Origin of the sequence: Armatimonas sp. (assembly GCF_043760365.1) — a bacterium.
Lineage (GTDB): Bacteria > Armatimonadota > Armatimonadia > Armatimonadales > Armatimonadaceae > Armatimonas.
Window position 1 is genome coordinate 1 of sequence record NZ_JAYUPA010000750.1, and the last position, 10,054, is coordinate 10,054.

Below are 10,054 nucleotides of genomic sequence, written 5' to 3' on the forward strand. Positions count from 1 at the left end.
TCATGAAAGCGAAACTCAACAGTCTTCTCGACGACGTGTCCGGCAAGTTTGGAGACAATGTCTTTGCTCGAAACCCCTCGGGCCTTTATCTTCGCAAGAACACACTCGCAGAGCAACCGAACTCGGAGCGACAGATGTATGTCCGCGATCGCTTCAGTGTCTTCGCTGCCCGCTGGGCAACACTGACCGAAGAGCAGCGTGTCGGCTGGAACAACCTCGCCGGGCAGATCACCAAGACGGGCAAGTACGGCGATCTGTACAATCCCACGGGCCACCGGCTCTACATCGCGCTCAATGCCACACGCGGCGAGTTCGTCCTCGCCGCGCTAGACGATGCGCCACTCGCCATCGATCCCACGGTTCCTGTTGCTGACTTCGTGCCCACTCTCAATGTCACCGTCGCGGGTGCACTGGAGTTCAAGCTGAGTTCAGAAGCAACCGCGCTTGCTTCCAAGCTACTTGTCTTTGCTACAGAGCCCATGTCAGCGGGTCGGAGCGTGATCCCGGATGCCAGCTTCCGACTTACCACCACAGCAGCCACAGGCGACGCGCTCAACCTTGATTTGGGCGAGGCCTACGAGGGCAAGTTCGGTGTTCCTGCGGGTGGGGTGAAAGTCGGGGTGAAGATCATCCCAGTGAGCGCCTCCGGCTTCCAAGGAGCGCCACAGAGTTCACTGATCATCGTCACGGCATAAAGCCATGCACACCCTCGCCGTGATTACTGACGAGGCCGAGAACCGCTTGATAAACGCGCTCATCGGTTTCGTCGTTGCCCTCACCTGGTGGCTCCGCGCCCAGCCCAAGTTCCGAAGCGCCAGGCGCAGGGCACTACGGCGCATTCGAAATCGCCGCCGCAAGCGGAAGGAGAAAGCCAGTGCCAACGACGACGAATACCCCCCAAGCCAGCCGTCCCTGGGCGAAAGAGCGCCCCATAGCCCCCATGAAGGCACCGACAGCAAAGCCTAAGCTCCTCTCACGGCCTAAGCCGAAGACCACGGTGAACCCAACTCCCAAGCCCATTGAGACGCCACTGCTTGGCCCGCCGGTTGTCGTAGCGATGCCAGCTCCTACACTGGAACCAACTGAGCTCGTCGAGCCCGTGATCCAGAGCAAGCCTCTGATTATCACGATTCCACCAGAGATTCCCACACCAGCCGCCGAGAACGCTATCCTAACTTCTGCCGACGACAAGAAGCCCAGCGGCGTGGTAGAGCTTCCGCTTGCCACAGAGAAGCCGCCAGTGACGGACGCTACAGTTCCTACAGGCTACATCGTGGTCGAGAGCGATGCTACCGATCTGCCCCAGGCTGTCGAACCACCACCCGCACCCGCTGTCCCGACAGTCACGATTCCAGCAGGCCAAGCGATGGAGGACATTTCCAGCATCCAGATCGGGGATGTGCTCATCATCGCGGTCAAGGTGCAAGCCAAGCAAGAACCGGAAGCAACCGGCTAGGTGACCCCTCCGAAAACCAGGGAGTAGCTTCGACAGATCTGTGAGGAGCTGCTCCTCAAACCACCCCGCTCAGGGATACGCTCCATCTCCGGCTCCTGGCTGTCAGCTCTCTTCATCTTCTTGTTCTCCTTCCCCTAGGGGATTGTTTTGGTCTTCTGTTTGTAAACTTATGTTTGTTTGGCTGGCACAAAAAAAAGCCTCATAGAACAGCTCCTCAACCGCACAGGCGACGCGGTGCTGAGCGGTCTGGCGGATATCATCGTAGCGCTCCGTGGCGGCTTTGGGAAACGCGCTGCCCGGCCACTGCGCCCCGACATGATGCGCGACTTCATGCAGGATCAGGAAGATCCGCCACTCCAGCGGGGCGCACAGATTGTAGAGCAGCCGAGGAGAGGGGAACGGCCCGAGGGACTTCCCTTTTGCGTACTCACTGTTATCGTAGTAGGCGAGGGCCTCGCCGCGCGGGCCGTAGAACCCAATCACGCGGATGCCCAGCGACCGGGCCAGATCCAGCCAGCTCTGAATGTCCGTGGGATCGCCTTCCAGCTTGGCGAGGAGGATACGCATCACTCCTCGTGCTGTGTCCCGAATCTCCGCATCGGTCATACGGCGGTTATGGAGCGAGAAAGCATCGCTCCTACGTGGTGATCTCTTTGCCATTTTATTTCATCTGTACTCAAACGTGAGGGTTTTGTGTCTAGTCGGTTCCATTGCCTGATGGCCCTGCATCGGCGGGTTCTTTATCGGTTATCTCAACCGCTGTGCGCATCATGTTCTTCACCCAAGCCTTCATGCGTGGATCGGCGATTCCATGATAGAAGTGTGCCACTTCGAGCGTATCTTCATCGAAGGGCTCGCTCAGAAGCTCGGGAGTCTCCGGCGCGAATCCGGCGGCAAGGAGCGCCTCATTCCGAAGACGCAAGCGATCGTTATCGGTCATCGTATCCGTTGCCAGGGCATTGGCCAGCGCCTCGACCGTCTCTCGCTTGACACCTTTTTTCTCGTGCTCGATGTTATGGATCGTGACATGGCTATAGCCCGCCCTTTCCGCCAGTGCCAGCGCGGTGAGGCCACGTTTCTCACGCGCCTGTTTCAGCCACGGCCCAAAGCTCAAAACCGCACTTGTTATTGCCATAAAACCTACTCCATTGTAACTGTATGTTACAGCATGTGCAATGACTCTTTTGGTTACATTCAGTTGCATATTTTATGACTTAGAGTTACAATGGGGCATGACACTTACCGACTATAGGAAGCAGGCCGGACTGACATTACAGCAGGTCGCGGAGCGCATGGGCGTTTCGCATGTAGCAGTGGTGAAGATGGAAAAGGCGGGAAACCCCAAGCTCTCTGTGCTCCGCCGCTATGCGGATGCCGTGGGAGTGGCTCCCGAAGAACTCGTCAAGAATTTAACTAATAGTATAATTTTCTCTTGACAAATATGTAACTATTAATTACAATAGTGCAATGAGAGACAGAAAATACAGAACTGATTTCCGCAGCCAGGAGGCACTGCTTATGAATCGGATAGCTCGGAATGTAACTCGTGAAGTGTTAGGGGACATCGAGCTGCGCCGCTCTCATCCCATGAGTTGCAAGCAAGCCCACTGGATCGCGGAAGGCTTGTTGCTCCTCCCCTGCATCGCCCATGCCGAAGCCATCGCCTGCGGAGGCACTTCCTCACGCTGGTATGTCTGCTGGCTCCCCGAGGGGCAGCTCTTATGAGACGCCCCGTCACTACGATTCTCCCAGCACCACTGCCCCATTGCGAGGCCATTCGTTGCATGAAGATTATCCTCCTCACACTCGATCAAATCGCGAAGCGAACGGATGGGAAAGAGGAGAGCGGCCACCCCGCAGTGGAAGTAGAGACCCATGGGAACACGCTCTAAACTCAACCGCGCCCCCGTCTCCGTCTCGGGGCGGCGCTGCGCTATCTATTCTCGCTTTTCCACCGAGAAGCAAGCCGAGCAGGGACTGACCTCCTGCGAGGCCCAGGAAAACGTCTGCCGCGCCTACATTGAGGAGAATGGCGGCCAGCTCGTCGAGGTCTACCGTGAGGAGGCCAAGACGGGCACCAACCTCAATCGCAAGCAATGGAAGCAACTCCTGGCGGATGCCCAAGCTCGGAAGTTCGATATTGTCGTCGTCACCTTCATGGCCCGTCTTGGTCGTGGTGAGGAGTTCATTATCGCCCGCTACGAGCTGGAGAAAGTCCGCGCCCAGGTCGTCACTGTCAAAGAGAGCTTCGCCTCAGGACTTGCGGGCTACGCGCACCAGTCCATGATGATCGCCACCGATGGGCTCTGGCCGCGTATCATCTCCGAGCAGACTCGCACCAAGCTGGCGGAGATGGTGCGCCTCGGGCTGTGGCCTGGTGGGCCCAGTGTCGCCTTTGGCTACAAGGCCATCGAGGACGAGCGCTACCAGGCACCCGGCAAGAAGGCTCCCAAGCGCCTCATACCCGAGCCTGAACAGGTTGAGCTGGTGCGCGAAGTCTTCGCTGAGTTCATCGCCACCGACTCCATTGCTGCCGTCCGCGATAGGCTCGCTGAGGCCACGGGGCAGGACTGGACCGATAAACGCGCCCGGCAGGTTCTTGCCAATCCTATCTGCACCGGGCGCTTTGTCTGGGCTGAGATTACCAACGAGAGCTTTTGCGCCCCGATAGTCACCCGTGATGTCTACGACCAAGCGCAGGTTCTCCTTACCCGGCGCGGCAGAGGAGAGAAGCGCTGCAACCCGCGAAAGCAAGCTTCCGAGACTCCAGACACCTTTTCCTACCTCTTCACGGGCCGGATCCGCTGCGCCTGTGGCGGGAATATGACCCCCTACTGGAGCCAGAGCAAGGGAGTGCGTTATCACTACTACCAGTGCCACCGCGCCCGTGCTGCGGCGTGTCCCACAGGCCAGGTGAGCGCCCTCTGGCTCCACGAGACCCTGGTGAGTGAGATGAAGGGCATGGCGGATCATCCGTGGCGCGTACGGTGTATCCTCGAAGCCGCTGCCGCTGAGCTGCCCGACTTGGGCGAGCTCACCCGGCAGGTGATCGCCGCCCGTCGTGAGGCCAAGCGCCTGATTGCCCAAGAGGAGCGCCTCACCAAGGCACTTACTCTTTCAACGAGCGATGGGGCCATGCGCTCCGTTCTTTCTGCGCTGGAGTCTGTCTCCACCCAGCGCCAGCAGTCCCAGGAGATCATCACCGCTCTGGAGGCGCAGATCGAAGCTGCCCGCCAGAGTAGGCCGACCGCAAGTCACTTCAGTGCTCTTATGGGGCGCTTTAGTGAGCTGTGGGAGGTAGCGACGCAAAAGGAGCAAGAGGTACTGCTCCGTGCGTTTATCGTCGAAATCGAGATCCAAGGCAAGAAGCAGTTCGCTGCCACGGTTCTCTCTGATCTTTCAGTGCAGGCTAAGATAGCAAAAAGCCGACCTCAAATTGAGGTCGGCTTGGTGGAAGTTTCGGGAAAAGATCCCCTAAGTGCACCCGGCAGGACTCGAACCTGCGACCTTCTGGACCGCAACCAGATGCTCTAATCCGCTGAGCTACGAGTGCAACGGGAGGTATTGTATCACGCCTACCCTGCCTGTCAAGGGAAAAACCTCGTTGCTGTCGAACTTGTGGGTATGTCTGAACTGCGTCTTCTTACGTCCGCTGACTACCTGGCTCATCGCCAGCTCATGAGCCATGCCTTTGGCCGAGGAGGGATAGTGGAGCCTCCTGTGGAGCCCAAAGAGCCCTCAAAAGAGACAATCGGAATCTTTGAGGCAGAGGAGATCTGCTCCGCTCTGACCACCTGTCCGTTCACGGTTTACTGGCCTGGGGCTGTCACGGGCGAGCTGGCGATGGGGGGCATTGCGGGTGTGGCTACCCATGCCGAGGCGCGAGGGCAGGGGCACGTGGACCGGCTCCTCTGTGAATCGCTGGTGCGGATGCGTGAGGCGGGGCAGCTTGTCGCCGCGCTCTATCCATTCTCCTTTAGCTTCTACGGGCACTACGGCTGGGGCTGGGTGGGCGAGAAGTACGAGGTCACTCTGCCACTGCGCGAGCTTCCCGCGAGCAAGCGCCAGGCAAAGCGTCTCTCCGCTGAGGCGGCGGCCCCGCAGCTCGCTGAGGTCTATCAGAGTGTTGCCTCGCGCTACCGAGGGGCATTTACAGCAGGCTCACGCAATTTCCCCGGCCTTCTTGCCGCCGATGATAAGCGCTTGACCTATGCCTATGTGACCGAGGGAGGGTACTTGCTCTGGCGCTACCCGTCGGGCGATGGGGCGGGGGAGCTGCGCGAGTATATCGCCGCCACGCCCGAGAGTGAGAGAGCGCTACTGGCCCTTCTGCGGGATCTTGGGGTGCAGACCAAGCGAGGAGCCGTGGTGCTTCCGGCGGACACAACACTGCTCTGTCATAGTATGCACTGGGATATAGAGCTAAAAATGCAGCCTGTCTTTATGGGGCGTGTGGTGGATGTAGCCGCCGCGCTGTCCGCTCTACAAACCGCACAGCCTGATTGCGCCTTTACACTCGCTGTCACGGACTCGCATGCGGACTGGAACACGGGTGTCTGGAAAGTGAGGGTTGAGGGGGGGAGAATCAGCGCGGCACGAACGACGCAGAAGGCACAGCTAACTTTTGATATTCAGAGCTTCTCACAGGCGTTTTGGGGAAGCCCCGGGCTGGAGCGCTTGCGCCGTGCGGGCCGCGTTGCCGTGCACGACGAAGGCGCTTTTACGCAGCTCACGGCCCTACTTCCCTCCACTCCCGTGATGTGCTGGAATCATTTCTAGGCGGTTTTAAGCGGTTTTAAACACGGAGAGGCAGATCGAGCGGTGCACCGGCGGCGGGCTTGAAGCGAGCGGTGCGAAAGTGCAGCGCCCGCAGGTTGACCCGAATAATCTGAGGGAAGATGCCTAAGGCATCACGGGCCATCAGAGCATAGTCGTGTGCATCGTCGAGTGCCTCGAACAGGAAGACAAAGTCCTCTGCCGATTCCTCGTCACGGTGGACGACCAGCTCGTCCTGGTCCTTGCCCTTGCGCCGTAAGCGCAGACAGAGCGCTGTGCTCGGGAAAACGGCATCTAGCTCGTCGGTGGACTCGTGGCGAGGATCGTCAAAACGCTGCATACATTCTTTCGGGATTCACGGAACTCAGAAGTTTGGGCTCATCAGGGGCTGGGAGTTTATGCCCATGACGGGAGTTCTTCGCTGATAACGTGGGCTTTGTTCACTGCGTGCCCCAAACTCATTGCGCTGTCGCATCTGGTTACTGGCAACGCGTACCTGGTAGCGGAGCTGCTCAAAGTTTTCCAGCATCGCCGCATCGGGATGGGGGGGCGGGGCAAAGAACGACTCCGGGAGCTTTGGAATCGGGGCCAGGGCAGCGGATGGCTGAAACTGGGGCGGCGAGAGTGGCCCTAGAGCAAGCGTGTTGCGCGAAGGTAGGGGTGCTGAAAACGGGCTCAAAGTCGGTGGGGAAGAATGCCCAGAGTAAGCTGCCGCCGGATCTGGTTTGGGGGGAGTGAGCGCAATTGCTAGGCCGATCAGCAGAATCGAGCCCACGGCAACAAAAGGCCCCCCCACCTGAATCAGTGGGGATGTCCACCAGGGGTCGCAGTTGACACAGCGCCCGTCGTTGCCACGTCGGCGACCACACGCTGTGCACCAGCCAGAAACAAAGGTATTGGTGTTCACTCTGCCCCAGTTTACTACCAGGTTATAGGACTTGTCAACGATGCAGAAAACGCTAAAATAGATCCATGCGCTTTCTCTTGCTCTCGGATGTCCACTGTCAGTGGCGTAACTTCGATCCCGTTCACTACCCCTCCGTAGACGTGATCCTCTGCGCCGGTGACATCACGGACACGGGCAGGCCCGGGCAGGAGCGGTTTTTCGAGAGCCGGGCGTGGGTTTACGGGCAGGCGGCCCACGCGCCGTTCTACTGGATTCCCGGCAACCACGATCTGGATTTTGACGGCACCGAGTACGCTGATATTCCCAATACCCACTGTGTCCTCAACAAAACGATCACGCTCGGCCCGTTTCGCCTGCACGGTGTGAGCTGCTCGCCGTGCTACAACGCACCGCAGCTCGCTCGCTACTGGGACTTCATGACGGCAGACCCGGAAGTGGAGCGCGTCGCCTACGCCTTTGAGCCCGTGGACATTGTCCTCTCCCACGGCCCGCCGCACGGCCTCTGTGACGCCAGCTGGGATCGCTACAACGGCGATACCCATCTGGGCTCTGTCGAGCTGACGAACTATATCATCGCCCACGAGCCCAAACTGGTCGTCTGCGGCCACATCCACGAAGCCGCCGGTGAGCGCACGCTGGGGCAGACGCGGGTCATCAATACCGCGCAGCACTGGAGCGTAGTTGATATAATTCTCCCGTTAGACGAGGGCTAGCTTTATGAGTGTTGCGATTATTGGGGGAACCGGAGTCGGGCAGTTTCCGCTGGACGGCACGCCAGAGCGGGTTTTAGTGAGCACACGCTGGGGGGATGCCGAAGTGGTGCGGGGCGTGCTGTCGGGCAAGACGGTGTATTTTTTGGCGCGGCACGGGGGGGGGCACAGGCTGCCGCCGCACAGGATCAACTTCCGCGCCAATATCGCCGCACTGGTGGAACTCGACGTTAAAGCCGTGTTTGCGACCACTGCGGTGGGCAGTTTACGCGTGGACTGGGGGCCGGGGACACTGGTGGTTCTCGATGATCTGATTGACTTCTGCCTGACACGCACGGGCAAGACATTCTTTGACGAGACGCCCGTACACACCGATATGACGCGCCCGTACTCCGAGCCGCTGCGCCAGGCGCTACTCGCAGCCCAGGAAGATGTCCGCGAGGGGGGGACGTATCTGTGCGCCGATGGGCCGCGCTACGAGACGGCAGCCGAAGTGCGGCTTTTTGCATCGTGGGGGGCGCACGTGGTGGGCATGACCGGAATCCCCGAGGCGACTCTGGCACGCGAGGCTGGGCTGCACTACGCGGGCATCTCGCTCGTTACCAACCTGGGCGCAGGCATCGGGGAGGGGGAGATCAGCCACACGGGCGTGGAAGCTGTCATGGCCGAGACCGGTGTCCGCCTGCGCCGCCTTCTGATCGGTGCGATTGCCCGGCTGGATACCGAGGGCCTTCCCCTTATTGGCTCTGGATCAGCGCTTGTGCTTTAGTCCTCGGAACGTAAACCGTGTCGCCGAGCCTAGAGCGGTAGTTTGCGCAGACGAATCTTGTACGTGGCATCCACACTGGCAACTACTCCCTCTGCAACATCCTCAGTGATCTTTGCCAGAATTTGCAAGATTAGTTGAGCCATCGGTTCGGCACGGAGCCCCTCGACACGAATACGAATGACGGAAGGGGCGATTGCTCCCGAGCGGGCGAGTAGCGTGTGAAAGTCGGAGTCCAGGGTAATCACGGCTCGTCCCTCCTGATGCGCTCGCTCCAGAATAGCTTCATCCGTCGCTTCAGCCATTCCAATTTCACGGGTATGAACCGCATCGCAGCCTTGCTCACGCAGCAGGGCCGCACTGCGGTGCGGCAGCCCTTGATCAAGCAAGAGTTTCATGCGTTCAGAGAGATAACTTTGTCTTCCAGCCGTGTTGCGGAGAAGAGAAGAACTTGACGAATGTCTTCTTCTTCCAGCTCAGGATACTCTTCAAAAAGCTCGCCACGATCTGGGTAGGTACTCAAAACTTCCAGAACACGGCGAACAGTGAGCCGCAAATTACGGACGCAGGGTTGACCGTTCATACGCTTGGTATCCGTGGTAATGCGATCTAGAATCATAGAGTCACCTCATTATTTTATCATAGGGAGGAGAGTACAAGCGCTTGTGCTCTCGCCTGAGCGACCCCATCCTCGCCGGGCTCTAAAGAAAGTTTCGAATCCCGGACGCGGGCGGCGAAGTGCTCGACTTCTAGCTGAAACTGGTCGGTGTGCTCGAAAAAGAACGCCTCTTCCGTGTCGGAGTTGTTGGCGCGGACGAGCACGCGCACGCCGCTCTCGCCCACTTGAAACGCCCGCTCCACAGTAATACTTCCCTCACGCCCGACTAGCTCGTAGCGGCTGGTGAACGCCTGGTCAAAACCGCCCATCAGGCTCGCCGTACGGTTACCCGGAAACGTGAGAAGCGCCGCCGTGTGACTATCTACGCCCGATGTAGGATCGGTAATGGCAATGGCTTTTGCTGCCGTTGGCTCACTCTCTAGCAGCCAGCGGGCGGCGTTGAGCGGGTAGACCCCCACATCAAGAAACGCACCGCCGCCCTGTGTCATACTCCAGCGGATGCCCGCCGGGTCCGGTGTGGCGGGGTACGTGAAGATTCCGCGAAAGTGCACGGGCTCGCCGATTGCGCCGCTGTGAAGCACCTCGAATACTTTTTTGTGCTGTGGGTGATGCCGGTACATAAAGCCCTCCATCAGCCGCAAGCCAGACGCCGCCGCAGCGCCCGCCATCCACTCGGCCTCCGAAACACTCAGTGCCAGTGGCTTGTCGCAGAGCACGTGCTTGCCCGCCGCCAGCGCTTTTACCGTCCACTCCGCGTGCTGGTCGTTGGGCAAGGGAATGTAGACCGCCTCGATATCCGTGTCGGCAAGCAGCGCGTCGT

The 10,054-nt window shown here is 59.4% G+C and carries 16 protein-coding genes, 1 tRNA gene and 1 pseudogene; 9 read left to right on the forward strand and 9 right to left on the reverse strand.

From position 1 onward, the window contains the following. The 3 genes from ACH2EH_RS17865 to ACH2EH_RS17875 form a co-directional block, all read left to right on the forward strand. Positions 1-695 (forward strand): hypothetical protein (locus tag ACH2EH_RS17865; RefSeq protein ID WP_395143712.1); only part of this gene is annotated, 695 nt, incomplete at its 5' end. A gap of 4 nt (positions 696-699) precedes the next feature. Beyond that, a complete protein-coding gene (locus ACH2EH_RS17870; protein WP_395143714.1) occupies positions 700-966 on the forward strand; it encodes a hypothetical protein in 267 nt (88 codons plus the stop codon). Beyond that, the gene (locus ACH2EH_RS17875; protein ID WP_395143716.1) at positions 941-1,456 is read left to right on the forward strand and encodes a hypothetical protein; all 516 of its coding nucleotides are present in this window, start codon (positions 941-943) and stop codon (positions 1,454-1,456) included. Before ACH2EH_RS17870 ends, ACH2EH_RS17875 begins: the two co-directional genes overlap by 26 nt. Before the next feature lie 102 nt (positions 1,457-1,558). On the opposite strand, the gene ACH2EH_RS17880 is transcribed toward ACH2EH_RS17875, so the two are convergent. Together ACH2EH_RS17880 and ACH2EH_RS17885 are read right to left on the reverse strand one after the other, a co-directional pair. Beyond that, on the reverse strand, positions 1,559-2,116 hold the full coding sequence (locus ACH2EH_RS17880; RefSeq protein WP_395143718.1) for a hypothetical protein: 558 nt from the start codon (positions 2,114-2,116) through the stop codon (positions 1,559-1,561). A gap of 37 nt (positions 2,117-2,153) precedes the next feature. Continuing rightward, positions 2,154-2,591 carry a helix-turn-helix domain-containing protein gene (locus ACH2EH_RS17885; protein WP_395143720.1) on the reverse strand — a complete coding sequence of 146 codons (438 nt, stop codon included), beginning with the start codon at positions 2,589-2,591 and terminating at the stop codon, positions 2,154-2,156. A gap of 97 nt (positions 2,592-2,688) precedes the next feature. Between ACH2EH_RS17885 and ACH2EH_RS17890 the strand changes: the two genes are divergently transcribed. The 3 genes and pseudogenes from ACH2EH_RS17890 to ACH2EH_RS17900 all read left to right on the forward strand — a co-directional run. After that, positions 2,689-2,892 carry a helix-turn-helix domain-containing protein gene (locus ACH2EH_RS17890; RefSeq protein ID WP_395143722.1) on the forward strand — a complete coding sequence of 68 codons (204 nt, stop codon included), beginning with the start codon at positions 2,689-2,691 and terminating at the stop codon, positions 2,890-2,892. Between the two features lie 115 nt (positions 2,893-3,007). Further along, complete coding sequence (locus ACH2EH_RS17895) at positions 3,008-3,181, forward strand: hypothetical protein (protein WP_395143724.1); 174 nt, start codon at positions 3,008-3,010, stop codon at positions 3,179-3,181. Positions 3,182-3,331: 150 nt separating this feature from the next. Further along, positions 3,332-4,351: pseudogene (locus ACH2EH_RS17900) on the forward strand (recombinase family protein); the annotation flags it as partial. A gap of 222 nt (positions 4,352-4,573) precedes the next feature. On the opposite strand, the gene ACH2EH_RS17905 reads toward ACH2EH_RS17900, so the two are convergent. Together ACH2EH_RS17905 and ACH2EH_RS17910 are read right to left on the reverse strand one after the other, a co-directional pair. After that, positions 4,574-4,816, reverse strand: coding sequence for a hypothetical protein (locus tag ACH2EH_RS17905; RefSeq protein WP_395143726.1), 243 nt, complete (start codon positions 4,814-4,816; stop codon positions 4,574-4,576). Positions 4,817-4,935: 119 nt separating this feature from the next. Continuing rightward, positions 4,936-5,009, reverse strand: a tRNA-Arg gene (locus tag ACH2EH_RS17910). A 71-nt stretch (positions 5,010-5,080) separates the two neighbouring features. Here ACH2EH_RS17910 and eis point away from each other — a divergent pair. Continuing rightward, positions 5,081-6,235: an enhanced intracellular survival protein Eis gene (eis, locus tag ACH2EH_RS17915; RefSeq protein ID WP_395143728.1), complete on the forward strand. Its 1,155-nt coding sequence runs from the start codon at positions 5,081-5,083 to the stop codon at positions 6,233-6,235. Between the two features lie 16 nt (positions 6,236-6,251). Here the strand turns inward: eis and ACH2EH_RS17920 are convergent, their stop codons facing one another. Further along, complete coding sequence (locus ACH2EH_RS17920; protein WP_395143730.1) at positions 6,252-6,572, reverse strand: hypothetical protein; 321 nt, start codon at positions 6,570-6,572, stop codon at positions 6,252-6,254. Between the two features lie 24 nt (positions 6,573-6,596). Next, a complete protein-coding gene (locus ACH2EH_RS17925; RefSeq protein WP_395143732.1) occupies positions 6,597-7,139 on the reverse strand; it encodes a hypothetical protein in 543 nt (180 codons plus the stop codon). 65 nt (positions 7,140-7,204) lie between these two features. Here ACH2EH_RS17925 and ACH2EH_RS17930 point away from each other — a divergent pair, with 65 nt between their 5' ends. Further along, complete coding sequence (locus ACH2EH_RS17930; RefSeq protein ID WP_395143734.1) at positions 7,205-7,852, forward strand: metallophosphoesterase; 648 nt, start codon at positions 7,205-7,207, stop codon at positions 7,850-7,852. 4 nt (positions 7,853-7,856) lie between these two features. Then, the gene (locus ACH2EH_RS17935) at positions 7,857-8,618 is read left to right on the forward strand and encodes an MTAP family purine nucleoside phosphorylase (protein WP_395143736.1); all 762 of its coding nucleotides are present in this window, start codon (positions 7,857-7,859) and stop codon (positions 8,616-8,618) included. Positions 8,619-8,647: 29 nt separating this feature from the next. Here the strand turns inward: ACH2EH_RS17935 and ACH2EH_RS17940 are convergent, their stop codons facing one another. The 3 genes from ACH2EH_RS17940 to ACH2EH_RS17950 form a co-directional block, all read right to left on the reverse strand. Then, positions 8,648-9,013, reverse strand: coding sequence for a DUF5615 family PIN-like protein (locus ACH2EH_RS17940; protein WP_395143738.1), 366 nt, complete (start codon positions 9,011-9,013; stop codon positions 8,648-8,650). Next, positions 9,010-9,234 (reverse strand): DUF433 domain-containing protein, encoded by a 225-nt coding sequence (locus tag ACH2EH_RS17945; protein WP_395088535.1) that lies wholly within the window; start codon positions 9,232-9,234, stop codon positions 9,010-9,012. Before ACH2EH_RS17945 ends, ACH2EH_RS17940 begins: the two co-directional genes overlap by 4 nt. 20 nt (positions 9,235-9,254) lie before the next feature. Continuing rightward, positions 9,255-10,054: Gfo/Idh/MocA family protein (locus ACH2EH_RS17950; RefSeq protein ID WP_395143740.1), on the reverse strand; the 800-nt coding region annotated here is incomplete at its 5' end.